This window comes from Streptomyces sp. NBC_00582 (genome assembly GCF_036345155.1).
Lineage (GTDB): Bacteria > Actinomycetota > Actinomycetes > Streptomycetales > Streptomycetaceae > Streptomyces.
On sequence record NZ_CP107772.1, the window covers coordinates 2,199,694 to 2,225,186 of the forward strand.

The following is a 25,493-nucleotide window of genomic DNA, read 5'->3' on the forward strand; positions in this document are numbered from 1 at the left end:
CTGCTCCTAGTGGGCACGGTCCTGCAGGTGGCGGACGAGGGTGATCAGCGCTTCGGCCGAGGACCTCTCGTCCCGTGCGTCGCAGGTGACGACGGGGGTGTCGTCGAGCAGGTCCAGTGCTTCGCGCAGGGCCATCTCGTCGCGCAGCGGCGAGCCGTCGAAGTGGTTGACGGCGATGGCGTAGTCGAGTCCGTACTGCTCGATCAGGTCGATCACGCCGAAGGAGTCGGCGAGTCGCTCGGGGTCGACCAGCACCAGCGCGCCGAGCGCGCCGCGCGCCATGTCCTCCCACATCTGCACGAAACGCTGCTGGCCCGGCGTTCCGAACAGGTACAGCACGACGCGGTCACTGATGGTCAGACGTCCGAAGTCCATGGCGACCGTGGTGGTGGTCTTGCCCTGGACTCCCTTGAGGTCGTCGACGGACTCGGCGGCCCGCGTCATCGTCTCCTCGGTGGACAGCGGTTCGATCTCGGAGATCGCCCCGATGAACGTGGTCTTGCCCACCGCGAAGTGGCCCACGACGAGGATCTTGACCGCCGTCTGGGTCGCGCCCTCACGGACGTACGCCTTCTCATCCAAACTTGGCCCTGAGACCATTCAGCACCTCCTCCAGGATCTCCCTGTCGGCGAGCGGGGCCCGCTGGACGGGCGGGCGGGTGACGAGGTAACCGCCTTCGGTGAGGGCGGCGAGGAGGATCTTCACGACACCGAGGGGCAGTTGGGTGTGGCCCGCGATCTCGGCGACGGAGAGGTAGCCGGCCGAGCACAGGTCGAGCAGGTTCTGCTCCTCGGGCGACAACCGGGTGGGCCGCTGCTGCCGGTCGGCGGCGGCCGTGACGAGGGTGATGAGGGAGAGCTTGTCCTCGTCGGGGAGTCCGCGTCCCTTGGTGATGACGTACGGACGCACTAACTCCGGCGTCTGGGGCTCCAGTTCGTCGAAACCGGTCATGACCGCACGCCGAGGTTCTCGCGCGGCGGCGTCGTCAGGGCCTTGCCGAGCTGGCCGACGAGCTGCTGCATACGGAAGGTGATGTCCTGCATGTCGACGTCGGGGGAGGCGGAGACGCCGAGGTAGGCGCCCTCACCGGCGGAGATGAGGAAGACCCAGCCCCCGTCGAACTCGACCAGCGTCTGCCGCCACTTCTGGCTGTGGTCCTCGCAGAAGAAGGCGAGTGAGCGGCTGAGGGACTGCACCCCGCTCATGGCGGCGGCCACGCGGTCCGCGTCGTCCTTGCCGATGTCCTGCGTCCGGGCCATCAACAGGCCGTCGGCGGAGATCAGGACGGCGTGCAGGGCCCCGGGAATCTCCAGGGCGCTGTCAAGCATCCATGACAGATCGTCGTTCACGAGAACTCATGCCCTTCGCTGCTTGCACCACGGGTGCTGCTCGACTGTTCCGCGGGGTCCGTCTGCGTGGCCCGGCCGGACCGGGTGCCGCGCTGGAAGGCGCCCATGATCGCCGCCGTCTCCGCGCCGGAGCGGGTGGGGCCGGAGCCGTTCGACGCGCTGCCGGGCACGATGGCCATCGGCCGCTTGCGGCGGCGCTTGGGCAGTCCGTCGGAGGTGGTGCCGATGGCCACCGGGGCCTCGGGGCCGGTGGCCGGGGTGGCCGTCACGGTGGGCGCGACCGGGGCCGGCTCCTTCTGCTCGGGTGCCGAGGTGAGCAGGTCGTGCGGCAGGAGAAGGACCGCGCGGACACCGCCGTACGGGGAGGAGGAGTCCACGGACACCTCGAACCCGAAGCGCTCGCTGAGCACGCCGATCACGGCGAAGCCGAACTGCGGCGGGTTGCCGAGGGCGGAGACGCCGGAGACGCGCTCGCTGGTGAGGAGTTTCTCGGCGCGTGCCCGTTCCTCGTCGTTCATTCCGACACCGGCGTCGTCGACGACGATGCAAATGCCCTTGGGCACGGTGCGGATGTTGATTTCGACGACGGTGTCCGGGCTGGAATAGCTGGTGGCGTTGTCGAGGAGTTCGGCGAGGGCCAGGGCGACCGGTTCGACGGCGCGGCTGGTGATGCCGAAGTCGACCTGCGAGAGAATTTCCACCCGCCGGTAATGGCGGACCCTGCCCTGGGCGCTGCGGACGACGTCGTAAACGGACGCGACATCGCGCTGACGTCCGAGCCAGCCGTCGCACAGGACGGCGATGGACTGGGCGCGTCGGCCGAACTGGGAGTTCGTGTGGTCGATCTCCAGCAGGTCCTGGAGGATGACCGACTCACCGTATTTGTTCTGCAGCCGGGAGACAATCAACTGCTGTTCCGCGGCGAGGCCCTGGAGGGTCCGCATGGCGGACTTCAGGACGGTTTTCGTAGCCTCTTCGGCTCTTTCCTGAGCTGCCTCGACGGATTTCGCGTACCCGTTCTCGAGCTCGGCGTGGCGAGCCCGGACATCTGCGAACTCCTGCCTTAACGTCCGCGCCGCCCTGCGCTGGCGAACTATGACGGCGACTGCGACGAGTACGGCGACGAGGAGAGCCCAGAGTACCGGGTTCTGTATGTAATCAGTCATAAGACTCTCTTCAGGCGGCCTCGACTGACGGCCAGTTGCTGAATTCCCGTCAATATGCGGGTGGACCGGCGGACCGCCCGCATCGGGGTTGCCGCCCGGACTGTCCCCGTAGTCGGAGATGTCGTCTTGCACCCATCCGCCCGCTCTACAAGCGAGCGTGATCGTATCACCACAAGAAGACAACACAGACCGTCAATATGCGGATCCTGCTGAACATTGACGACCCGTCAGTCGTCCTGGGGAGCGCCTCCGGGACGGCCCGCGCGGCGACCGTGACAGAACAAGTGATAAACGGGCTTCCGCGACATTCGGGCGAGATCCCAGCAATTGCTGCGGCCGGGAACGCGAAAGCCCGCACCCGGCGGAGGCCGAGTACGGGCATCGAGCACTCACCGAGCGGAACCCGCTCGGCACGGAGAGTGAGAGTGTCCGAGGGGGGACTTGAACCCCCACGCCCGATAAAGGGCACTAGCACCTCAAGCTAGCGCGTCTGCCATTCCGCCACCCGGACAAGGTGTCTGTCGGCCTGCGGGGCGTCCCCGCGGCGACATGGACAACAATACCAAGCTTTCGGAGTGCGTTTCACCTGCATATCCGCCCGCCGGGCCCCTCCGGCGGGGCCCGGCCGGGGGCGTCACGGGGGGTGACGGACCGGTCACCCCGACGCCGGAGCCCGCGCGCGCCGGGATGCGTCCCGGCGACCGTCCGCGGGGCGGTCGCCGGGTCCTTTCCCGCCGCGCCGGGGCGGGGCGGGGCGTCAGGGCATGAGCTGGTACTCCGGGAAGTTCCCGGGCAGCCTCTCCCCCGCCGGCCCCCGGGTCACCGCGCGCACCATCAGGTCGCCGCCGACGAACGCGCCCCGCCAGGACGCGCCGAAGCCGCCGAAGAGCTCCTCGCGGTCGCCGCGCGAGCGGGGCCGGCCGTGCCCGACCTTGAACGCGCGGATCTGCGGGGCCAGTCGTCCGTAGGTGGCCCGGTCGTCCGTGGACAGGGTGGCGACGAACGCGCCGTTGGACGCGTTCATCGCGGCCAGCAGCTCCGCCTCCGTGTCGGCCAGCACGATCGTGTCGACCGGCCCGAACGGCTCCGCGTGGTGCAGCGGCGAGGACGGCGGCGGACTGAGGAGCGACACGGGGCTGGACGTAGGCCATGGGGATGCGGTCACGCCCTTTCTTCTTCGTCCGGTACGGCGGGCTCCTCGTCCGGTACGGCGGGCTCCTCGTCCCGTACCGCGAACTCCGCGTCCCGTACCGGCGGCGAGGGCGAGCCGGGCGGTCTCGGTCGGCGTACGGCCCACCCGGACGCCCGCGGCCTCCAGCGCCTCCTTCTTGGCCTGGGCGGTGCCCGACGCACCGGAGACGATCGCGCTCGCGTGGCCCATGGTCCGGCCCTCGGGCGCGGTGTCGACCTGATCGGCTGCTACATCATGATCGTGGTGTTCGGATGCGCGTTCTTCTTCAAGGACCCGCCGAAGAACTGGTGGCCGGCCGACATCGATCCGCTGACGTACGCCGGCGACGGAACGCACGCCGCGGGAGGGCTCGCACGAGCGGCGCCACCGCCTAGGCACATGCCGGATTGGGGGCCCACCACGGCGTGGCGGGCCCGATCGGCCTGCCCCGAAAGGCTTCTGTGCAGGCGTCAGATCAGGTGCAGAACCAGCGGGTGCAGGCCCGCCAAGGCCTGCACCCCGGGAGGAGTCAGGACGTGGCGCGGGCGTGGTACGAGCGCCGGGTGTGCTCCGTGTGCTCGCGCATGAGCCGGGTGGCCGTCTGTTCGTCGTGGTCGGAGATCGCGTGGATCAGGTCGCGGTGCTCGATCCAGGACTGGTGGCCGCGCTGCCGGGCCACCGGCGTGTAGTACCAGCGCACCCGCCGGTCGACCTGCGCCGCCAGCTCGGCCAGGACCGCGTTCCCCGCCAACTCCATGATCTTGGCGTGGAAGCGGGCGTTGAGGGCGACGGCGGCGTCCACGTCGTCGCCGGCGACGGCCCTCTGTCCCTCGGCCTGGATCTCGAGCAGGGCGTCGATACCGGCCGCGTCCACGCGCGCGGCCGCGAGACGGGCCGCCTCCGCCTCCAACAGGGTGCGGACGGTGAGGAGTTGGTCCGCCTCCTCCTCGGTCGGCTCGTGCACGAACGCGCCCTGCGCGGGCCTGAGGTCCACCCAGCCCTCGGTGTTGAGCCGCTGCAGCGCCTCGCGCACCGGCTGGCGGGAGACTCCGAGATGGTTCGCCAGCTCGCTCTCGACGAGGTGCTGACCCGGCTGGAGGGCACGGGTGGTGATGAGCTCGAGCAGCGCCTCGTAGACACGGTCGCGCAGCGGGCCTGGCCGTTCGAGCTTGGGTACCGCACCCTGCGGCAGTCCTGTCGACAACATCGGTCGGTTCCCCTCCTGGGCAGCGCCGGGCAGCAACAGCCGGCCGGAAAAGCCACGAATGCGAAAGACGTAGGGAGTCACTGTAGGGGTCACTGCATGGAGCCGACCGCATGCAGTCGGCTGTGTACTGCGTACTGTCTACAGCCGAGCATCGATTGTCTTTCGTCTACGGTCTACGGCGCACCGTGGCCGGCCCCGGGGCCAGTCGGACGCGTCACACCCCCGTCGGCAAGCCGCTCACGGGCAGCGTACGACCTGTCCCGCGTACGAGAGGTTGCCGCCGAAGCCGAACAGCAGCACCGGATCCCCCGTGGAGATGGCGCCCTGCTCGACCAGCTTGGAGAAGGCGAGCGGGATGCTGGCGGCGGAGGTGTTCCCCGAAGCGGTGACATCGCGGGCGACCACCGCGTTGACGGCGCCGATCTTCTGGGCGAGCGGCTCGATGATCCGCAGGTTCGCCTGGTGCAGCACGACGGCGGCGAGGTCCTCGGGGCGCAGTCCTGCCCGCTCGCAGGCCTGGCGGGCGAGCGGCGGAAGCTGGGTGGTGGCCCACCGGTAGACGCTCTGGCCCTCCTGGGCGAACCGCGCCGGCTGTCCCTCGATGCGTACCGCGTGACCCATCTCGGGCACCGACCCCCACAGCACGGGCGCGATCCCGGGCTCGGTGCCGTCGGGACAGGCCTCGACGACAGCGGCGCCCGCCCCGTCGCCGACGAGGACGCACGTCGTACGGTCGGACCAGTCCGTCACCTCGGACATCTTGTCGGCGCCGATGACCAGGGCGCGGGTGGCGGCGCCCGCGCGGACGGTGTGGTCGGCGGTGGCCAGGGCGTGGGTGAAACCGGCGCACACGACGTTGACGTCCATGGCGGCGGGGCGCGGGATGCCGAGGCGGGCGGCGACGCGGGCGGCCATGTTGGGCGAGCGGTCGACGGCGGTCGAGGTGGCGACCAGCACCAGGTCGATGTCGGCGGGGGCGAGCCCGGCGGCCGCGAGCGCCTTGGCGGCGGCGTGCCCGGCCAGCTCGTCGACGGGCTCGTCGGGGCCGGCGATGTGTCGGGTGTGGATGCCCACCCGGCTCCTGATCCACTCGTCACTGGTGTCGACCAGGCCCGCCAGCTCCTCGTTGGTGAGCACCTTGGCGGGCTGGTAGTGGCCGACGGCGGCGATGCGTGAGCCGTTCATGTGGGGGTCCCCCTCGTTGCCTTGGGTAGCGGGATCCACCAGTCTGATCAGTGACTCACGGGTACGGGGACAGGTGTTGCGACAGGAAACGGGCGCCGGGGTTGTCGGCTTCCCTCTAACCCTCGGACGCCCGAACACTTCCCGAACACCTGCCCGTGAGCAGCGCGAACGACTAGCCGGTGAAGAGCTTCGTCGCCTTCTGCACGAGCTCGTACAGTCCGTAGGCGAGCGGGGCACCCACCCACAGCCAGGCGAACGCGATGAGCGGCCTGCGGTCCGGCTCGGGCGGACTAGGACTGCTGTCGGGCTGCGACATCGGCGGCCTCCTTCGTCGGGGCGGGCACGTGGTGGCGGGCGGCGACGGGGCGGACGAGCTCGTTGGCGACGAAGCCGACGGCGAGCAGCCCGATCATGATGAACAGGGACAGGGAGTAGAGGTCCGCGCCGTGCTTGCCGGCCTCCTCCTGGCGGTCGGCGATCCAGTTGACGATCAGCGGTCCGAGGACGCCGGCCGTGGACCAGGCGGTGAGCAGCCGGCCGTGGATCGCGCCGACCTGGTACGTCCCGAAGAGGTCCTTCAGGTAGGCGGGGACGGTCGCGAAGCCGCCGCCGTAGAAGGAGAGGATCACCAGGGCGCACAGGATGAACAGCGGTTTGGAGGAGTCCCCGAACAGGGCGATGAGCGCGTACATCAGCGCGCCGACGCCCAGATAGAGGCGGTAGATGTTCTTGCGGCCGATCAGGTCGGAGGTGGACGACCAGCCGATGCGGCCCGCCATGTTGGCCGCCGACAGCAGGGCGACGAAGCCGGCCGCCGCGGTCGCCGACACCGTTGTCGAGCTGTCGGCGAAGAAGTCCGTGATCATCGGGGCGGCCTTCTCCAGGATGCCGATGCCGGCGGTCACGTTCATGCACAGGACGATCCACAGGCACCAGAACTGGGGGGTGCGCACCGCCGAGCGGGCCGAGACCTGTACGCCGGTGATGCCGCTCGGTCCCGTGCTCGGCTCGTCGGCGGCCGTCCGGGCGGTGCGCGGCACCCGGACCAGCAGCACGCCTAGGGTCATAAAGACTGCATACGATATTCCGTGGACGAGGAACGCGAGCGCGATCCCGGAGTGGTCGGCGCCGAAGGACTCCAGCATCTGGGCCGACCAGGGCGAGGCGATGAGCGCGCCGCCGCCGAAGCCCATGATGGCGATGCCGGTGGCCATGCCGGGCCGGTCGGGGAACCACTTGATCAGGGTGGACACGGGCGAGATGTAGCCGATGCCCAGGCCGATGCCGCCGACGAAGCCGTAGCCGAGGACGATCAGCCAGTACTGCTCGGTGGCGGCCCCCAGGGCGGCGATCAGGAAGCCGGAGGAGAAGCAGACGAGGGCGACCGTCATCGCCCAGCGCGGCCCCTTGCGCTCGACGAGCGTGCCGCCGAACGCGGCGGACAGGCCGAGCATGACGATGGCGAGCTGGAAGGGCAGCGCGCTCTGGGTGCCGCTGAGGCCGAGCGCGGATTCCAGCGGCGGCTTGAACACGGACCAGGCGTAGGCCTGGCCGATGGAGAGGTGGACCGAGAGGGCGGCCGGGGGCACGAGCCAGCGGCTCCAGCCGGGCGGTGCGACAGGGGGACTCATGAACACCGAACGGTAGGAAGGATCACGGGGGTTGAGAAGGCGGCGCGTCGACCGTATGCGATGAACGGTATGCCGCCTGCGCCGAACGGTCGGATCAAGGAGTACGAGGCGAAGCCGGACCGTTTCGGCCCGGACGCGGCCCGCCTGGACGAGGAACCGAAGATCGACAACGAGCTCTACGTGCGCGACTACGACAAGTACATCCTCTGCTGCAAGTGCGTCGACGCCTGCGGCGACCAGTGGCAGAACACCTTCGCGATCTCGGTGACGGGGCGCGGTTTCGACGCCCGGATCGCCGTCGAGCACGACGCCCCGCTGACCGACTCGGCGTGCGTGTACTGCGGGAACCGCATCGAGGTGTGCCCGACGGGGGCGCTGTCGTTCAAGTCGGAGTACGACCGCCGGGAAGCGGGCACGGGGGACGAGCCGGCGCAGACCCGGACGACGACTGTGTGCGCGTACTGCGGAGTGGGCTGCAATCCGACCCCCCACGTGCAGGACAATGAGATCGTGTAGGTCACCTCCCCGCACGACAACCCGGTGACCCACGGCAATCTCTGCATCAAGGGCCGCTTCGGCTACCAGCACGTACAGAACCGGGGCTGATCACCACATGGGACGAGTCACCGAACGACGCAAGGTGCTCCGCATACGCGACGGGGCGGTCTCCACCCGGCCGGACACCCTCGTCGCCGAGGAGCCGATGGAGATCCGGCTCAACGGCAAGCCGCTCGCCATCACGATGCGCACGCCGGGCGACGACTTCGCGCTGGCCGCCGGTTTCCTGGTCAGTGAAGGTGTACTGGCGACTGCATCCGATCTGCAGAACATCGTCTACTGTGCCGGGGCGACCGCCGACGGCTCCAACACCTACAACGTCGTGGACGTGCGGACGTCCCCCGGCGTCACGGTCCCCGACATCACCCTCGAGCGGAACGTGTACACCACGTCGTCCTGCGGGCTGTGCGGCAAGGCCAGTCTGGACGCGGTGCGAACGACGGCCCACTGGCCCCTCGCCGACACACCCCCGGTCCGCGTGGACGCCGACCTGCTCGCCGTCCTGCCCGACCGGCTGCGGGCGGCCCAGCGGGTCTTCGACCGGACCGGCGGTCTGCACGCGGCGGCCCTGTTCACCGAGGCCGGCGAGCTGGTGGACGTACGCGAGGACGTGGGCCGGCACAACGCGGTCGACAAACTGGTCGGCCGCGCCCTGCAGAGCGGTGACCTGCCCCTGTCCCGCTCGATCCTGCTGGTGTCGGGGCGGGCCTCCTTCGAGCTGGCGCAGAAGGCCGTGATGGCGGGCATCCCGGTGCTCGCGGCGGTCTCGGCGCCGTCCTCGCTGGCCGTGGACCTGGCCGCGGAGACGGGACTGACGCTGGTGGGCTTCCTGCGGGGCAGTTCCATGAACGTGTACGCGGGTGAGGACCGCATCGCCCTGCGGACCGCGGCCACCCGGGGGTGACCCGGTCTCCCCGCGGCACGGCGGCGGGGCCCCGAACGGCGGGGAGCGCCCCCTGCGCGGCGGGGGCCCCGCCTCAGTCCGCCGCCAGGCGCAGCCGCGCCGCCGGTACGACCGTGCCGAGGCGCGGGAAGTCCAGCCTCACCGACGCCTCGTGCTCCGCCTCGGTGAGCGCGGCCATGGCGTCCTCGACGAAGACGAGGTCGTAGCCGAGATCGCCGGCGGCGCGGGCGGTGGACTCGACGCCGAGGTTGGTGGCGATGCCGCCGAGCACGACCGTGGTCACGCCGCGGGCACGCAGCGCCTCGTCCAGGCCGGTGCCCTGGAAGGCGCCGATCGTGCGCTTGACGATCTCCACGTCGCCCTCCGCGAGCAGCCCGTGGACGAGTCCGCTGCCGGGCGGCTGCTCGGCGACGCCGGGGCGTTCGACGCGGACGAGGACGACGGGGGCGCCGGCCGCGCGGAAGGCGTTCGCCAACTCCTCGGCGACGGACAGGACTTCGGTGCCCTTGCGGGGTTCCAGGGGCAGGGCGACGATCCGGTCCATCAGGTCGACGAGGACCAGGGCGGTGCGTGCGGGGGCGAGCGTGAGCGGTGCGGTCATGACGGAACGTTATCCGTCATGAGCCCTCCGTGCCCGGCATCCGGATCAACAGGCCCGCGTGGCGGTCGCGTTCGGGTGGCTCACACCGCCGCCGACGCCCGCCGCGCGACGGCCTCCCGTGAGTCGTCCAGGGGATCACGTGCCCGCCGCTTGGCGATCACCGCGCACACCATCAACTGCATCTGGTGGAACAGCATCAGCGGCAGCACGGCGAGGGAGGCGTGCGCGCCGAACAGGACGCTCGCCATGGGCAGTCCGGACGCGAGGGACTTCTTCGAGCCCGCGAACTGAAGGGCGATCCGGTCCTCCCGGCCGAAGCGCAGCGCCTTGCCGCCGTACCAGGTCAGGGCGAGCATCACCGCGAGCAGCACGGCCTCCACGACGAGCAGCCCGCCGAGCCGCAGGGGGCCGACCTGGTGCCAGATGCCCTGAACCATGCCCTCGCTGAACGCGGTGTAGACGACCAGGAGGATCGAGCCGCGGTCGACCAGCCCGAGCACCTTCTTGTGCCGGACGACGAAGGCGCCGATCCAGCGGCGCAGCACCTGCCCGGCGACGAAGGGCACCAGCAGTTGCAGCACGATCTGTACGAGCGAGTCGGCCGAGAAGCCGCCTCCGCTGCGGCCGAGCAGCGCGGCCGCGAGCAGCGGGGTGACGACGATGCCGACGAGGGAGGAGAAGGAGCCGGCGCAGATCGCGGCAGGAACGTTCCCGCGGGCGATCGAGGTGAAGGCGATCGACGACTGGATGGTCGACGGGACGAGCGTGAGGAAGAGCAGCCCCTGGTACAGGGGCTCGGTGAGGAACACCGGCACGAGCCCGCGGGCGGCGAGGCCCAGCAGCGGGAAGACGACGAAGGTGCAGACGAGGACGGTGGTGTGCAGCCGCCAGTGCTTCAGGCCGTCGAGCGCCTCGCGGGTGGACAGGCGGGCGCCGTACAGGAAGAAGAGGAAGGCGATCGCCGCCGTGGAGGCCCCCGAGGCCACGTCCGCGGCGTCACCGCGGGCCGGGAACAGTGCCGCGAGCCCGACCGTCCCGAGCAACAGCAGGATGTAGGGGTCGACCGGCATCCGACTCGGCCACTGCAGGCGTTTCACGGTGCTCCACGTACGTTCGACGGGCGTGCGGCGGGGCCCGGAGGACCCCTCTCCATCGTCCTCCTCCGCCGCGTGATCGGGAATCCGTCATACCGCTCTGACTGTGATCGCTGTATGCGATAACCAGTACAGTGCGGACTGTGTACGATCCCTCGCATCTGCGGACCTTCCTCACGGTCGCCCAGACACTGAGTTTCACGCAGGCGGCACGTCGGCTCGGACTGCGCCAGTCCACCGTCAGCCAGCACGTACGGCGCCTGGAGGACGCGACCGGGCGAGCCCTGTTCACCCGGGACACGCACTCCGTGGAGCTCACCGAGGACGGCGAGGCGATGCTCGGGTTCGCTCGCCGGATTCTGGACGTCCACGACCAGGCAAGCGCTTTCTTCACGGGGACGCGGCTACGGGGCCGTTTGCGCTTCGGCGCCTCCGAGGACTTCGTCCTGACCCGCCTGCCGGAGATCCTGGAGGGCTTCCGGTACGACCACCCCGAGGTCGACCTCGAACTCACCGTGGAACTGTCCGGCACCCTGCACGAACACCTGGCCGCCGGAAAACTCGACCTGGTACTCGCCAAACGGCGCCCCGAGGACCCGCGCGGCGAACTTGTCTGGCACGACGACCTGGTCTGGATCGGCGCCGAACGGCTCCGCCTGGACGCCGAACGCCCCGTGCCGCTCATCGTCTTCCCCCCGCCGGGCATCACCCGCGCCCTGGCCTTCGAGGCGCTGGAGCGTCAGGGACGGGCCTGGCGGATCGTGTGCACGAGCGGCAGCCTCAACGGGCTCATCGCCGCCGCCCGCGCGGGCCTCGGCGTGATGGCGCACTCACGCGGCCTCATCCCGCCGGGGCTGGTACGGGTCCCGGAGCGGGCCGGGCTGCCCGAACTGGGCCGGGTCGACTTCGTCCTGGTGCACGGCCGGCGCCACGCCTCGGCCCAGGGAGCGGCGGACGCGCTCGCGGCGGCGATCCTGGCGGGCGGGGACCGTCTGCAACGGCGACCGGCGCCGGGCAGTGGACGGCGGGGCGGGTCGCGGGAGGGCGGGGAGGGGAACTGAGGCGGGTGCCCGGCGGTGACGCCGGTACACCGAGGCACGCATACAAAACACGGCACATTGCATACCGCAGACCCCCGCCTGCAGACGGCACATTGCATACCGGATGCCGCTTCCTGTTCACCGTCCACCTACGGCACACCGCCCCACCCCCCTCACCGCCCCACCTCCTGATAAGTCAACTGCTTCACCCGCCGCAGAAACGGCGTCGTCTCCACGTGCTGCACCCCCTCCAGCCGCCCCAGCGGCCCGCTCAGGTAGCCGTACAGCCCCGCCGTGTCCCTGACGACCGCGGTGACGACGATGTGGGAGGGCCCGGCGGTGGCGGAGGCGAAGGCGATCTCGTTGTGGGTGGCGAGGGCCTGGCCGACCGCGTGCAGCGCGGAGGGTGTCGTGGTGATCCACAGGGCGGCGGCGAGGCCGTGCCCGAAGGCCTCGGAGTGGTATTCGACGTCGATGTAGACGGCGCCGGAGGCGAGCAGGGCGGCGAGGCGGCGCTTGACGGAGGACTCGGAGCGGCCGGTGGCGCGCTGGAGTTCGGGGTGCCCGGCCCGCCCGTCGCGTTCCAGGACGGCGAGCAGCGGCTCGTCCTCGGGCAGGATGCGGGCGGGGCCGGCCGGCGTGTCGAAGCGAGGGGTCAGGGCGGCGATCTGGTCGGCGTCGAGGGCGCCGAACTTGCGGAGCCAGCCGTGCGGGCCTCCGTAGAAGCGGTGGAGGAGTTGCTGGGCGCGGATCTCGACGACGCTGGGGGTGCGCGGGAGTTTGCCGAGGAGCAGGTCGTCGTGGTCGCCGGGGTGGCGGGGGCGGGTCATGCAGACGATCTCGGTACCGCCGGCTGCGAGGCCGATCCAGGCGGTGTCGCGGCGTTTGGCGAGGGCGTCGGCGATGACGGTGGCGCTGTCGGGTGCGCAGCGCAGGCGGAGCATCCACTGATCCTGGCCCAGGCGTTCGGCGTCGCGGACGGCGACGACCCTGAGGCCCGCCTCGGCGCTGAGGCGGCGGAAGCGGCGGGCGACAGTCTGGTCGGAGACGCCGAGGACCGCGCCGATGCGGCTGAAGGGCGCTCGGGCGTCGACCTCCAGTGCCGACAGCACCTGGAGGTCCAGTCGGTCGAACCTGTCGGAATCCCTCTGCATCCGGCTCTCCTCCATCGGATTCCGTCGGCCGCGTGCCGTATACCGCCGCGATCGGCCGGGCCCGCCCCATCGTACGGAGTGCTCCGCGCACGCAGTATGCGGTCGACAGCGCACAGCCGACAGCCGACACACGGCCCACAGCAGGCAGCAGACGACCGACAACTGTATGCAGTCGACCCGCCGGAGCATTTCGTATACCGCATCCATCGGAGAGTCAGGAGTGGAGAGAGATGCGCGGTTGGGGGCCGCTGACAGCGGTGTGTCTGGGCACGTTCATGTTGTTGCTGGACGTGACGATCGTGGTGGTGGCGCTGCCGGACATGGCGCGGGCGCTGGGCGCCTCGCTCAGTGATCTGCAGTGGGTGGTGGACGGGTACGCGCTGGCGCTCGCGGCGTTGCTGCTGGGGGCGGGGGCCGCGGCCGACGTCCTCGGGCGGCGGCGGGTGCATGTGCTGGGGGTGGTGCTGTTCGCGGCGGCGTCGCTGCTGTGCGGGCTGGCGTCGGGGCCGGGGACGCTGGTGGCGGCGCGGGCCGTGCAGGGGGTGGGGGCGGCGGCGATGTTCGCGACGACGTTGCCGCTGCTGGGGTCGGTGTACGAGGGGCGGCGGCGGTCGGCGGCGCTCGGGGTGTGGGGTGCGGTGAGCGGCGGGGCCGCCGCGGTCGGACCGGTCCTGGGCGGGCTGCTGGCCGAGGGGCCGGGCTGGCGGTGGATCTTCTTCGTGAACCTGCCGGTGAGCGTGGCCTCGGTGTGGCTCACGCTGAGGGTGGTGCCGGAGTCCACGGGTCCGCGCGGGAAGAGGGTCGACTGGGCGGGGACGGCGGCGTTCGCGGCGTTCGCGGGCGGGACGACGTACGCCGTCGTACGGGCCGGGGAGGACGGCTGGACGGCGACGGCGACGGCGGCCTCCTTCGGGGCGGCCGGGCTGGCGCTGGTCTGTTTCGTGCTGGTGGAGCGGCGGGCGGCGCATCCGCTGCTGGATCCGGCGCTGCTGCGCAGGCCGGCGTTCGTGGGGGTGCTGGTGGGGGCGCTGGCGTTCAACGGGGTGGCGTTCGGGGTGACGCCGTATCTGTCGATCTGGATGCAGACGCTGCTCGGGATGAGTCCGGTGCGCGGCGGGCTGACGCTGCTGCCGATGACGGTGGCGGCGACGGTCACGGCGATCGTGGTGGGCAGGAGGCTGCACGGCGTGCCCGCGCGGCTGACGATCGGCGGCGGGCTGCTGCTGATCGGTGCGGGGTGTCTGGCCCAGGCGGTGCTGGGGGCGGGGTCCGACTGGTCGGCGCTGGTGCCGGGGTTCGTGCTGGTGGGGGTGGGGACGGGGTGCGTCTCGCCGACGGTGGCGGGGGCGGCGCTGGCCGCGGTGGAGCCGGCGCGGCACGGGATGGCGGGCGGCGCGGTGAACACCGTACGGCAGCTCGGGTACGCGCTCGGGGTCGCGGTGTTCGGCACCGTACTGACGTCGCGGATGGCGGACGATCTGCCGGCCGGGACGGCGCACACGGCGGCGGGCGGCGGTGCGGCGGCGCTGGAGGGGGTGGTGCCGGAGCACGCGCTGCGGGCCGCGTTCGCCGCGGGGCTCGACGCGGCGCTGGTGGCGGCCGGGTGCACGGGGCTGGCCGCGGGGCTCCTGGTCCTGCTGCTGGTGCGGGCGCCGCGCCCGGCCGCTGTGACGGAATCCGCCGGCGCGGCGCTGACCGGGGAGGGGGCGGGACGCCGTCCGTGAGCCTCGTGGGGACGGGTCGGGCGGCGTAAGCGCGACGGGCAGATTCGGTGGAGATTACGGCGCCGAAACTTACTCTTCCGTCAGTTTCGTGTCCGACCCTTCCCCATGTGAGCCCATTTTCCGGCACTGACCAGCGCAGACGAGAGCATGGTTCGCTTTACGCCCCCCTCCCGGACCGCCCGGGGGTGGGGTAGCTTTCACGGCGCTGTGCGGCCATGAGAAGCGGGGTGCTGGGTTTGCGTGAGTTCACCAACCCTCCGTTGGCGTCGGCACCGCCGGTGGGCGGTCTGGCAGACGTCGTCTTCCGGCACGCCCAGGAGGACCCGCGGTACGTGGCGCTGGGCCGCAAGGACGAGCGGGGCGCGTGGCGGGACGTGACGGCCGCCGAGTTCCGCGACGAGGTGCTGGCGCTGGCGAAGGGCCTGCTCGCGCGGGGGATCCGGTTCGGGGACCGGGTCGCGATCATGTCCCGCACCCGCTACGAGTGGACGCTGTTCGACTACGCGTTGTGGACGATCGGCGCGCAGGTGGTGCCGGTGTATCCGACGTCGTCGGCGGAGCAGTGCTTCTGGATGCTGTACGACGCGGAGTGCACGGCCGCGGTCGTGGAGCACGAGGACCACGCGATGACGATCGCCACCGTCATCGACCGGCTGCCGCGGCTGCGCCAGTTGTGGCAGCTCGACGAGGGCTGTGTGCAGGAGCTCTACGACGCGGGCGCCTCGGTGGAGGACGAGGTGGTGCACCGGCACCGGGAGGCGGTCACGCCCGACTCCGTCGCCACGATCATCTACACCTCGGGCACGACGGGCCGCCCGAAGGGCTGTGTGATCTCGCACGGCAACTTCATGTTCGAGGCGGACACGGTCATCGAACGCTGGGAGCCGGTGTTCCACTCGCGCAAGGGCGACGAGGCGGCGACCCTGCTGTTCCTGCCGCTCGCGCATGTCTTCGGGCGGATGGTGCAGATCGCCGCGATCCGCGGCAAGGTGCGTTTCGGCCATCAGCCCCAGCTGCACGCCGCCGCCCTGCTGCCCGATCTGGCGGCGTTCCGGCCCACGTTCTTCCTGGCCGTGCCGTACATCTTCGAGAAGGTGTTCAACGCGGCCCGCCGCAAGGCCGAGCGGGAGGGCAGGTCGGGGCCGTTCGAGAAGGCGGTGGAGGTGGCGACGGCGTACGCGGAGGCGGTGGAGGCGAAGGCCTGGGGCATCGGGCCGGGTCCGTCGGCGGGGCTGCGGATGCAGCACCAGTTCTTCGACAAGGTCGTCTACGCGAAGGTGCGCGCGGCGATGGGCGGGCGGGTTCGGCACGCGATGTCGGGCGGTTCGGCGATGGACCGCCGGCTCGGGCTGTTCTTCGCCGGCGCGGGCGTGCAGATCTACGAGGGGTACGGCCTGACCGAGTCGACCGCGGCCGCGACCGCGAACCCGCCGGGCCGCACCCGCTACGGCACGGTCGGGCAGCCGATCCCGGGGATGACCGTGCACATCGCGGACGACGGGGAGATCTGGCTGCGCGGCGACAACGTGTTCCAGGGGTATCTCAACAATCCCAAGGCCACCGACGAGACCCTGCACGACGGCTGGCTGGCCACCGGTGACCTGGGCTCCCTGGACGAGGACGGCTATCTCACCATCACCGGCCGCAAGAAGGAGATCCTCGTCACCTCGGGCGGCAAGAGCGTCTCGCCGGGGCTGCTGGAGGAGCGGGTGCGCGACCATCCGCTGGTCGGCCAGTGCATCGTCGTCGGCAACGACCGGCCGTTCGTCGCCGCGCTGGTCACCCTCGACCAGGAGGCCGTGGAGCACTGGCTGCAGATGCGCGGCAAGCCGTCGATGGCGCCCGCCGAGCTGGTGCGGGACCCGGATCTGGAGGCGGAGGTGCGCCGGGCCGTGGTGGCCGCGAACACCCTGGTCTCGCAGGCCGAGTCGATCCGCACGTTCCGTATCCTGGCCCAGCCGTTCACGGAGGAACACGGGCTGCTCACGCCGTCGTTGAAGCTGAAGCGCAAGGCCATCGAGAACGCGTACGCGAACGAGGTGGACGCGCTGTACCGGACGTGAGGCAGGGGCGGTGAATTCCCGGGTCAGGAATGCATCACGGCGTGTGATCGTTGACGATGGCAGTACCACTCTGACGGACAACCGAAGGATCGAGAGCTCGTGAGCAGCAAGGTCCCCCCGATCATCCTCAACAACGGCGTGGAGATGCCCCAGCTGGGCTTCGGGGTCTGGCAGGTGCCGGACGACGAGGCGGAGCGGGCGGTCTCCACCGCGCTGGAGGCCGGGTACCGCAGCATCGACACAGCGGCGATCTACGGCAACGAGGAGGGCACCGGCAAGGCGATCACCGCCTCCGGCGTGCCCCGCGAGGACATCTTCCTCACCACCAAGCTCTGGAACTCCGACCAGGGCTACGACGCGACCCTGCGCGCGTTCGACACCTCGCTGGAGAAGCTGGGCCTGGAGTACGTCGACCTGTACCTGATCCACTGGCCGCTGCCGGCCCGCGACCGGTACGTCGACACGTACAAGGCGTTCGAGAAGCTGTACGGCGACGGCCGCGTCAGGGCGATCGGCGTCTCCAACTTCCCCGTCGAGCAGCTCGGGCGCCTGCTGGACGAGACGTCGGTCATCCCGGCGGTCAACCAGATCGAGCTGCACCCGCACCTTCAGCAGCACGCGCTGCGCGCGTTCCACGCGGAGCAGGGCATCGCGACCGAGGCCTGGTCGCCGCTGGGCCAGGGCAAGGGTCTTCTTGAGGTCCCGGCGATCGTCGCCATCGCCCAGAAGCACAACCGCACCCCGGCCCAGGTCGTGCTGCGCTGGCACCTGCAGATCGGCAACGTGGTGATCCCGAAGTCGGTGACGCCGTCGCGGATCAGGGAGAACATCGAGGTGTTCGACTTCAGCCTGGACACCGAGGACCTGGCGGCGATCAGCGCGCTCAACGAGGACCGGCGGATCGGCCCGGACCCCTCGACGTTCGACATCGGCTGAGCCCGTCCGGCGCGGACGGGTGAGGGGGCGCGGCCGCCGGGTCGCGCCTCCTGGCTTCGGCCGGGGAGGCGCAGCGGCGGGGGTGGCGCCGCGGCTACGCGGGCTTCACCGCGGTATGCACGGTGTGGGCCGCCAGGACGAACACGTCCGGCCTGTGCTGGACGCCGGCCGGGTCGTCGGGGTCGAGGAGCCGGTCCAGCGTGGCGCGGTCCTCGGCGTCCAGGGTGTCGCCGTAGACGTCGCGCAGCCGGGACAGCGAGGCGGTGACGTAGGCGCGGGCCCGGTCGGAGGCGGGGGCGGGCAGGTCGAGCAGGAAGCTGCGGCTGCGGGTGTGCTTCAGCCCGGCGGAGGCGAGCAGCGCCGGCCAGTCCTCGGCCACCTCGACCGAGCCGGGCAGGTCGGCCCGCATCTGCGCGAACCACTGCTCCTGCAGGGCGTCGAGCCGCGCCTCCAGGCCGGGACGCCCGAGGCCGATGTCCCTCGGCAGGAACCGGCTGGGCAGACCACCCTCCATGATCGCCAGGGTTCCGCCGGGTGCGAGCCGCTCGGCGAAGGCGGTGAGGGCGGCGCGCTGGTCGCCCAGGTGGTGCAGGCTGCGGCCCGCCCACAGCAGATCGGCCGGATAGTCCAACTCACCGAGGACGTCGGGGAGTTCACCGGTGAGGGTGCCGAAGCGGTCGGCGTGTCCGAGGCGGGCGGCCCGCTCGCCGGCCCGTTCCAGGAGCGGTGCGGAGCCGTCGACGGCCAGGACCCGGGCGCCGGGGAAGGTCTCGGCGAACAGACAGGAGACGACGCCGGGGCCGCTGCCGGCGTCGACGATCAGCCCGGGCTCGGTCACCTCCTTGCCGAGCCAGGCGAGGGCCCGCTCGTACAGGGGCGTGAAGAGTTCGGCCTGGGCCTCGAGGTGCGGGGCCATCGCCGCCCAGTCGATGTCGGTGTCGTGGTGGTGGCCGTGCCGGTGCCCACCGTCGTGGTGGTGCTCGTGGTCGTGGGCGGGTTCGCCCTGGTGCCGGTGCTCGTGCGGGTGGTGCGCCATGGTGGTCAGCCTCTCGTCCGGTGTGCCGACAGAGTGCGCCGACGCACCGCACGAGGGCCATCACTGTTGCCGGGACGGCAAAAAATTCCTTCCGCCGGTCCCGGTATCCGACGCATCCGGCCGCTCCCCGGGGGTACGGGAGCGGCCGGACGGAACCCCGCGCGGGTTCCTACAGCGGCGGGTAGGCGTTCTGCATGAGCTGCTGGAACTGGGCCGAGAACCAGTGCCCGGACAGCGGTGCGTTCGCCAGGGCTCCCGACATGTTGTTGCCGTTGCGGGCGTTGCCCGTGTACGTCGGGTCGCACATGCGGTCGAAGCCCTTGCCCTCGTCGTTGGCGATGGCGGTGCTGGAGCCGTCGGACTCACCCGGCGGCTTCATCCACACGTACGCGTCGATCCCGGCGGCCGGTGCGGCCTGCGGGCGCTCGCCGAGGCCGGCGCCGGACTGGTTGCACCAGTTGCCGATGTGGATACGGCGGTCGTAGCGGCCCCCGTTGACATAGGTGTCGACGCTGGTCGTGGCGCCCGGACCGGTGGGCCGTGCGGTGCCGCCCCAGCCGTTGCGGGAGGTGTCGATCAGCATGCCGATGCCCGACCGGAAGCCGGCCGAGACGAGCTGGGTGCGGAAGGCCTGCGCGTACGACAGCTCGTCGACGTACCGGTTCCAGTCCACCCACTTCGACTGCCGTACGGAGGTGCCGTTGACGGAGTCGTTGATGGTGAAGTTGTTCTCCTTCAGGGCGCTGTAGTTCGCCGTGTTGGTGATGAAGCCGTGCACGTCGTCCACCGTCGCGCCCTCCGCGGTGGCGGCCTGGTAGAAGAGCTGGGCGGAGGGGGCGAAGTTGTCGTCCCAGCCGAGCCAGCCGTGGTGACCGGCGTCGATGTAGTTGTAGACGTTGGGGATCGCGCCGAGCTTGTTCAGCGCGTAGCCGACGCCCTTCACGTAGTTGCCGTTGGCCTTCATGGTGTCGCAGGCTGCGGTGGCGGTGGGCCGGCTGCCGGTGTTGGTGACGAGGTTGGGCAGCGAGTCGATCTCGATGGTGGTGACGATCCGCAGCGAGGCGTACTTGCTGTCGGCGAGGATCGCCGCGATCGGGTCGATGAACTGCGTCTTGTACTTGTCGATCTCCGTCGGGCCGAGCTCGCCGTTGGAGGCGAGGGCGGCGCAGTCGCGTCCGGGCAGGTCGTAGACGACCAGTTGGACGACCTCTTCGCCGCTGCCCTTCTGCGCGAGGGCCGCGTCGAGGTGGGCGCGCAGCCCCATGCTGGTGCTGGTGCCGTTGATCGCGGCGATCCGGTCGAGCCAGACGCCGGTGGGCTGGTTGGAGATGCGCGAGCCACCCGTCTCGGCGGCCGCCTTCGCCGACCACTCCGGGTTCACGTACACCTTGGCGCCCGCGTACGGGTTATCGACCTTGGTGGACGGGGTGCCCGGGTCGGTCGGGGTGCCGGGGTCGGTGGGCGTGCCGGTGCCGCTGTCGACGTTGCAGGTGACCCCGTCGAGGGTGAACGAGGCCGGCACCGCGTTGGTGCCGCTGTAGGAGGCCTGGAAACCGAAGCTGACCGAACCGCCGTTCGCCAGCGTCCCGTTGTAGGTCTCGTTGTTCGCGGTGACGGCCGTACCGGACTGGGTGATCTTCGCGTTCCAGCCGTTGGTGATCTTCTGGTTGCCGGCGTACGCCCACTTCACCGACCAACTCGTCTTGGCTGCCGAGTTGTTGGTGACGGTGACGTTGGCGGTGAAGCCGGTGTCCCACTGGTTCTGCACCGTGTAGGCGACGGTGCACGGGATGGCGGCGATGCCCGGATCCCCCGGGACCACCGCGAGTGCCGTCCCGGAGGCGCCGGCGACCAGCGCCAGCGCGGCGAGCATCGCTGTTCTGCTACGGCTCATGAGTGCGGGTTTCCTTGTCCGTCGCGGGTGTTGTCCGTCCGTTGCGTCCCTTGCTGGGGGTGGCGCCTATCCGTCGAGGGCGCGCAGATGGTCGCGCAGCCCGATGCCGTACGCGGTGGGGGTCCCGTCGTAGCCGGAGATCAGGGACGGGCCCGAGGAGCAGTCCCAGGTGTTCCAGGTCCAGCCCAGGTACGAAAGGCTCCGGTCGTCGAACCACTTCATGACACGGTCGACGAAGGAGTGCGCGCAGGTGTTCTCCCCGATCTCGCCCGCCACGAGCGGCACCTGGGCGGCGACGGGGGCGAGGGTGGAGTTCCAGCAGCTCTCGCTCGCGCAGGAGTTGAAGTTGTAGACGTGGTAGGCGGCGGCGAGATTGCCGGTCGGGTCGGTGGGTTTGTACGCCGGCCACTGACTGAGGTCGTTGGAGTAGGCGATGCCGCCGGCGAGGATCACGTTCCGGGCGCCGGTCGACCGTACGGAATCGACGAGATCCTGCATACCGGCGACCTCGTACCCGATACCGGGGCAGGTGCCGCCGTCCCGCCAGCACTGCCACGCCTGGGTGGTCGTGGAGGTCGCCCGGTCCGGGTAGGGCTCGTTGAACAGGTCGAAGACGACGGCCCGATCGCTCTTGAAGGTGTTCGCGACCGACGTCCAGAACGACGGTGTGTACTGCATGTCGGGCATCGGCTTCTGGCAACTGGCGTGCACGTCCGAGCAGCCGGCCGAGTTGCCGGTGTACTGGCCGTAGGTCCAGTGCAGTTCGACGACGGGTGTCATGCCGTGCGCCTCGACGCGGGCCACCAACTCCTTGACGGCGGCGATGTAGTGCGACCCGCCGTAGGCGGGGTCGATGTTCGACAGGCCCAGCCAGCACTCCTCGTTGAGAGGGATGCGGACCGTGTTCGCGTTCCAGTCGGCGATCGCCCCGACGGCCGCGTCGTCGACCGGGCCGTCCCAGATGCCGCGGCCCTGCACGCACATGAACTCGCCGCCGGACCGGTTCACGCCGAGCAGCCTGCGGGTGCGGCCGTCGGCGTCCACGAGCTTGTTGCCGGACACCTGCAGCGCGGGCGGCGCGTCACCGGTGCCGGGCGGGGTGGTGGCGGTCGCCGTGGGCGTCGGCGTGGGGGTCGGCGTCGGGGTGGTTCCGCCGTCGACGTTGCAGGTGGTGCCGTTGAGCCTGAACGTCGTGGGGGCGGTGTTCGCCGCGCCCTTCGACGCGATGAAGCCGGCGTCGACGCTCGCGCCGGTGCCGAGCGAGCCGTTCCAGCTCTCGTTCGCCGCGGTGACGGTCGTCCCCGACTGGGACCACTTGGCGCTCCAGCCCTGGGTGACCCTCTGGCCGTTCGCGAAGTCGAAGGTCAGGCTCCAACTGCTCACGGCCGCCGCGTTGTTGGTGACCTTCACGGCGCCCTGGAAGCCGGCGTCCCACTGGCCGGTGACGGAGTACTCCACCGTGCAGGCGGGCGTGGCCCCCTGGGCCGTCATGACCGGCAGGGTCACACCCGTCCCGAGGGCGACCGTGCCGGCGACGGCTAAAAAGATTGAACGAGGGGGGTGTCGCATGAGCGACTCCTTGCAGCTCAGCGCGTCGTGACGGACGCGTCGACTGATGGAATCGCTCCCACTGGTGTCTCGAAGCTAGCGCCAAGCGTCGGCAAAGAACAGGGGCGCCGCTGACTTTCCCTCAACTTCTCCTGTCGAATGTTTTCGACTCTTCAAGCACCTTGACCGCCTTCACCCCTTTCCCCACTATGGGAGCGCTCCCACTGGTTCAGGGCTTGTTGCTCCTCCCCCCACCGTTCAGAGCCGCAAGGAGGAACCGGAACCATGGATCCCGTACGCAGACGTCGCGCGACGCGGCGCCTGTGGACCGCCGTCGTCGCGGCCCTCGCGCTTCCCCTCGCCATGCTGAGCACGCTCCCGACGCCCGCCCAGGCGGCGGCGCTCCAGTGCAGCGTGGACTACAAGACCAACGACTGGGGCTCCGGCTTCACCGCCGACCTCACCCTCACCAACCGCGGGACCGACCCCATCAGCGGCTGGACCCTGACGTACTCCTACACGGGCAACCAGAAACTGACCAACGGCTGGAACGGCACCTGGGCCCAGTCCGGTCAGAAGATCACGGTGAACAACGCCACCTACAACGGGACCGTCGCGGCGGGCGCCGCGGTGAGCACGGGCGCCCAGTTCACCTACAGCGGCACCAACACCGCGCCCACGAGCTTCGCGGTCAACGGCACCACCTGCGCCGGCGCGCACCAGCCGCCGGTCGCCGTGCTGACCAGCCCGGCCGCGGGCGCCGTCTACACACAGGGCGACGCGGTGCCGCTCGCGGCGACCGCCGCGGCCGCCGACAACGCGACGGTCACCAAGGTCGAGTTCTACGACGACACGACCCTGCTGGGCACGGACACCAGCTCGCCGTACACCCTGTCGGCCTCCGGCCTGGCGGTGGGCAGCCACTCGCTGGTGGCGAAGGCCTACGACAGTCTGGGCGCGTCGGCCTCGTCGACGCCGGTCGGCATCACGGTCGCCTCGGGCCCGGCCGTGGTCGCCTCCACCAATCAACTGGCGGTGCAGCAGGGCAAGACGGGCAGCTACGAGGTGAAGCTGTCGACCCAGCCGTCGGCCAATGTGACGGTGGCGACCGCCCGGGTCAGCGGCAACACGGGGCTGACGGTGACGGGCGGGGCCTCGCTCACCTTCACTCCGTCGAACTGGAACACCGCCCAGAAGGTGACCGTCACCGCGAACGCCTCCGGCACCGGCGCGGCCGTCTTCGAATCGACGGCGACCGGACACGCGAAGGCGTCGGTCACGGTCACCGAGATCGCCGGCAGCAAGGTGTACGACGCGCGGTTCCTGGACCTGTACGGCAAGATCACCAACCCGGCGAACGGCTACTTCTCCCCCGAGGGCATCCCCTACCACTCGGTGGAGACGCTGATCGTCGAGGCGCCGGACCAGGGCCACGAGACCACGTCCGAGGCCTACAGCTACCTGCTCTGGCTGCAGGCCATGTACGGAAAGATCACCGGCGACTGGACCAAGTTCAACGGCGCGTGGGACGTCATGGAGAAGTACATGATCCCCACCCACGCCGACCAGCCGACGAACTCGTTCTACAACGCGTCGAAACCGGCGACGTACGCGCCGGAGATGGACACGCCGAACGAGTATCCGGCGCGGCTGGACACCGGGGTGTCGGTGGGGTCGGATCCGATAGCCGGTGAACTGAAGACCGCATACAGTACGGACGACGTCTACGGTATGCACTGGCTGCAGGACGTCGACAACGTCTACGGCTACGGCAACGAGCCCGGCAAGTGCGAGGCGGGCCCGACCGCGACCGGACCGTCGTACATCAACACCTTCCAGCGCGGTGCGCAGGAGTCGGTGTGGGAGACGGTTCCGCAGCCGACCTGCGACGCCTTCAAGTACGGCGGTACGAACGGCTACCTGGACCTGTTCACCGGCGACTCCTCCTACGCCAAGCAGTGGAAGTACACCAACGCCCCGGACGCCGACGCGCGGGCGGTGCAGGCGGCGTACTGGGCGGACGTGTGGGCGACGGCGCAGGGCAAGGGCGGTGACGTCTCGGCGACCGTCGGCAAGGCCGCGAAGATGGGCGACTATCTGCGGTATGCGATGTACGACAAGTACTTCAAGAAGATCGGCAACTGTGTCGGTCCGACCGCGTGCGCGGCCGGCACCGGCAAGGACGCCTCGCACTACCTGCTGTCCTGGTACTACGCCTGGGGCGGCGCCACGGACACCAGCGCCGGCTGGGCCTGGCGCATCGGCTCCAGCCACACCCACGGCGGCTACCAGAACCCCCTGGCCGCCTACGCGCTGAGCAGCTACGCCGGCCTCAAGCCCAAGTCGGCGACGGGGCAGGCCGACTGGGCCAAGTCCCTCACCCGGCAGATGGAGTTCTACCGCTGGCTCCAGTCCAGCGAGGGAGCCATCGCGGGCGGCGCGACGAACAGCTGGGCCGGCCGGTACGCCACTCCCCCGTCCGGCACGTCGACCTTCTACGGCATGTACTACGACCAGCAGCCCGTCTATCACGACCCGCCGTCCAACCAGTGGTTCGGCTTCCAGGCGTGGTCGATGGAGCGGGTCGCCGAGTACTACCAGCAGACGGGGAACGCCGCCGCCAAGACGGTCCTCGACAAGTGGGTCGACTGGGCGCTGTCCAAGACCACGATCAACCCGGACGGCACCTACCTGATCCCCTCCACCCTCCAGTGGTCGGGCCAGCCCGACACCTGGAACGCGTCGAGTCCCGGCGCCAACACGGGACTTCACGTCACCGTCGCCGACTACACCAACGACGTCGGCGTGGCCGCCGCGTACGCCAAGACCTTGACGTACTACGCCGCCAGGTCCGGTGACACGGAGGCGAGGACGACCGCCAAGGCGCTCCTGGACGGCATGTGGACCCACTACCAGGACGCGCTCGGCATCGCGGTCCCCGAGACCCGCGCCGACTACAACCGCTTCGACGACGGCGTGTACGTCCCGAGCGGCTTCAGCGGGAAGATGCCGAACGGCGACACGATCAACTCCTCCTCGACCTTCACCTCGCTGCGTTCCTTCTACAAGAACGACCCGGCCTGGTCGAAGATCGAGAGCTATCTCGCGGGCGGTGCCGCGCCCGTGTTCACGTACCACCGGTTCTGGGCCCAGGCGGACATCGCCCTGGCCATGGGCTCGTACGCGGAGCTTCTCGAATAAGTCCCCGCTAACGCTCCGCGTACCGCGCCG

Annotated in this window: 20 protein-coding genes, 1 tRNA gene and 4 pseudogenes; 8 read left to right on the forward strand and 17 right to left on the reverse strand. The window is 70.4% G+C overall.

The genetic code is table 11. The annotated features are described in order from the left end of the window. Positions 1-6: 6 nt before the first annotated feature. The 7 genes and pseudogenes from OG852_RS09350 to OG852_RS09380 all read right to left on the reverse strand — a co-directional run. Entirely contained in the window at positions 7-600 is a 594-nt protein-coding gene (locus tag OG852_RS09350; protein ID WP_133913809.1) for a GTP-binding protein, read from the reverse strand. Next, complete coding sequence (locus OG852_RS09355) at positions 575-952, reverse strand: DUF742 domain-containing protein (protein WP_133913810.1); 378 nt, start codon at positions 950-952, stop codon at positions 575-577. Before OG852_RS09355 ends, OG852_RS09350 begins: the two co-directional genes overlap by 26 nt. Continuing rightward, a complete protein-coding gene (locus OG852_RS09360; RefSeq protein ID WP_133913811.1) occupies positions 949-1,350 on the reverse strand; it encodes a roadblock/LC7 domain-containing protein in 402 nt (133 codons plus the stop codon). Before OG852_RS09360 ends, OG852_RS09355 begins: the two co-directional genes overlap by 4 nt. Continuing rightward, the gene (locus OG852_RS09365; protein WP_133913812.1) at positions 1,347-2,516 is read right to left on the reverse strand and encodes an ATP-binding protein; all 1,170 of its coding nucleotides are present in this window, start codon (positions 2,514-2,516) and stop codon (positions 1,347-1,349) included. Before OG852_RS09365 ends, OG852_RS09360 begins: the two co-directional genes overlap by 4 nt. Before the next feature lie 426 nt (positions 2,517-2,942). Continuing rightward, positions 2,943-3,027: transfer RNA gene (locus OG852_RS09370), tRNA-Leu, on the reverse strand. Positions 3,028-3,273: 246 nt separating this feature from the next. Next, positions 3,274-3,651, reverse strand: a pseudogene (locus OG852_RS09375) (aldehyde dehydrogenase family protein); the annotation flags it as partial. 108 nt (positions 3,652-3,759) lie between these two features. After that, a pseudogene (locus OG852_RS09380) lies at positions 3,760-3,918 on the reverse strand (succinate--CoA ligase subunit alpha); the annotation flags it as partial. Between OG852_RS09380 and OG852_RS09385 the strand changes: the two are divergent. Beyond that, positions 3,913-4,083: pseudogene (locus OG852_RS09385) on the forward strand (MFS transporter); the annotation flags it as partial. The pseudogenes OG852_RS09380 and OG852_RS09385 sit on opposite strands and share 6 nt — an antisense overlap. A gap of 133 nt (positions 4,084-4,216) precedes the next feature. On the opposite strand, the gene OG852_RS09390 reads toward OG852_RS09385, so the two are convergent. The 4 genes from OG852_RS09390 to OG852_RS09405 all read right to left on the reverse strand — a co-directional run bounded on the left by OG852_RS09390 (position 4,217) and on the right by OG852_RS09405 (position 7,710). Further along, positions 4,217-4,894 (reverse strand): GntR family transcriptional regulator, encoded by a 678-nt coding sequence (locus OG852_RS09390; protein WP_330347581.1) that lies wholly within the window; start codon positions 4,892-4,894, stop codon positions 4,217-4,219. A 237-nt stretch (positions 4,895-5,131) separates the two neighbouring features. Continuing rightward, positions 5,132-6,079 (reverse strand): beta-ketoacyl-ACP synthase III, encoded by a 948-nt coding sequence (locus tag OG852_RS09395; RefSeq protein WP_330347582.1) that lies wholly within the window; start codon positions 6,077-6,079, stop codon positions 5,132-5,134. A gap of 172 nt (positions 6,080-6,251) precedes the next feature. Then, positions 6,252-6,395, reverse strand: coding sequence for an MFS transporter small subunit (locus tag OG852_RS09400; RefSeq protein ID WP_166663585.1), 144 nt, complete (start codon positions 6,393-6,395; stop codon positions 6,252-6,254). Beyond that, positions 6,370-7,710, reverse strand: a complete 1,341-nt coding sequence (locus OG852_RS09405; RefSeq protein ID WP_133913815.1) for an OFA family MFS transporter — start codon at positions 7,708-7,710, stop codon at positions 6,370-6,372. Before OG852_RS09405 ends, OG852_RS09400 begins: the two co-directional genes overlap by 26 nt. 93 nt (positions 7,711-7,803) lie before the next feature. On the opposite strand from OG852_RS09405, the pseudogene OG852_RS09410 reads away from it, so the two are divergent. Then, positions 7,804-8,316: pseudogene (locus tag OG852_RS09410) on the forward strand (2Fe-2S iron-sulfur cluster-binding protein); the annotation flags it as partial. A 7-nt stretch (positions 8,317-8,323) separates the two neighbouring features. Then, positions 8,324-9,172, forward strand: a complete 849-nt coding sequence (gene fdhD, locus OG852_RS09415; protein ID WP_330347583.1) for a formate dehydrogenase accessory sulfurtransferase FdhD — start codon at positions 8,324-8,326, stop codon at positions 9,170-9,172. A gap of 73 nt (positions 9,173-9,245) precedes the next feature. Here fdhD and OG852_RS09420 read toward each other — a convergent pair whose 3' ends face one another. Beyond that, positions 9,246-9,773: an isochorismatase family protein gene (locus OG852_RS09420; RefSeq protein WP_330347584.1), complete on the reverse strand. Its 528-nt coding sequence runs from the start codon at positions 9,771-9,773 to the stop codon at positions 9,246-9,248. An 80-nt stretch (positions 9,774-9,853) separates the two neighbouring features. Then, positions 9,854-10,870 (reverse strand): bile acid:sodium symporter family protein, encoded by a 1,017-nt coding sequence (locus OG852_RS09425; RefSeq protein WP_330347585.1) that lies wholly within the window; start codon positions 10,868-10,870, stop codon positions 9,854-9,856. A gap of 140 nt (positions 10,871-11,010) precedes the next feature. On the opposite strand from OG852_RS09425, the gene OG852_RS09430 reads away from it, so the two are divergent. Next, positions 11,011-11,928: a LysR substrate-binding domain-containing protein gene (locus OG852_RS09430; protein ID WP_133913818.1), complete on the forward strand. Its 918-nt coding sequence runs from the start codon at positions 11,011-11,013 to the stop codon at positions 11,926-11,928. A 152-nt stretch (positions 11,929-12,080) separates the two neighbouring features. Here the strand turns inward: OG852_RS09430 and OG852_RS09435 are convergent, their stop codons facing one another. Then, positions 12,081-13,061, reverse strand: coding sequence for an Lrp/AsnC family transcriptional regulator (locus OG852_RS09435; protein WP_330347586.1), 981 nt, complete (start codon positions 13,059-13,061; stop codon positions 12,081-12,083). 230 nt (positions 13,062-13,291) lie between these two features. Between OG852_RS09435 and OG852_RS09440 the strand changes: the two genes are divergently transcribed. The 3 genes from OG852_RS09440 (at position 13,292) to OG852_RS09450 (ending at position 17,784) form a co-directional block, all read left to right on the forward strand. Continuing rightward, the gene (locus OG852_RS09440; RefSeq protein WP_330347587.1) at positions 13,292-14,785 is read left to right on the forward strand and encodes an MFS transporter; all 1,494 of its coding nucleotides are present in this window, start codon (positions 13,292-13,294) and stop codon (positions 14,783-14,785) included. A gap of 236 nt (positions 14,786-15,021) precedes the next feature. Then, entirely contained in the window at positions 15,022-16,848 is a 1,827-nt protein-coding gene (locus tag OG852_RS09445) for an AMP-dependent synthetase/ligase (protein ID WP_133913948.1), read from the forward strand. A gap of 99 nt (positions 16,849-16,947) precedes the next feature. After that, positions 16,948-17,784 (forward strand): aldo/keto reductase, encoded by an 837-nt coding sequence (locus OG852_RS09450; RefSeq protein WP_133913821.1) that lies wholly within the window; start codon positions 16,948-16,950, stop codon positions 17,782-17,784. A gap of 94 nt (positions 17,785-17,878) precedes the next feature. Here OG852_RS09450 and OG852_RS09455 read toward each other — a convergent pair whose 3' ends face one another. The 3 genes from OG852_RS09455 to OG852_RS09465 all read right to left on the reverse strand — a co-directional run bounded on the left by OG852_RS09455 (position 17,879) and on the right by OG852_RS09465 (position 22,283). Further along, entirely contained in the window at positions 17,879-18,820 is a 942-nt protein-coding gene (locus tag OG852_RS09455; protein ID WP_133913822.1) for a class I SAM-dependent methyltransferase, read from the reverse strand. 169 nt (positions 18,821-18,989) lie between these two features. Beyond that, on the reverse strand, positions 18,990-20,714 hold the full coding sequence (locus OG852_RS09460; protein WP_133913823.1) for a glycoside hydrolase family 6 protein: 1,725 nt from the start codon (positions 20,712-20,714) through the stop codon (positions 18,990-18,992). Positions 20,715-20,780: 66 nt separating this feature from the next. Further along, entirely contained in the window at positions 20,781-22,283 is a 1,503-nt protein-coding gene (locus OG852_RS09465) for a cellulose binding domain-containing protein (RefSeq protein ID WP_166663586.1), read from the reverse strand. 264 nt (positions 22,284-22,547) lie between these two features. Between OG852_RS09465 and OG852_RS09470 the strand changes: the two genes are divergently transcribed. After that, the gene (locus OG852_RS09470; RefSeq protein ID WP_133913825.1) at positions 22,548-25,463 is read left to right on the forward strand and encodes a glycoside hydrolase family 48 protein; all 2,916 of its coding nucleotides are present in this window, start codon (positions 22,548-22,550) and stop codon (positions 25,461-25,463) included. The last annotated feature ends 30 nt before the right edge of the window (positions 25,464-25,493 follow it).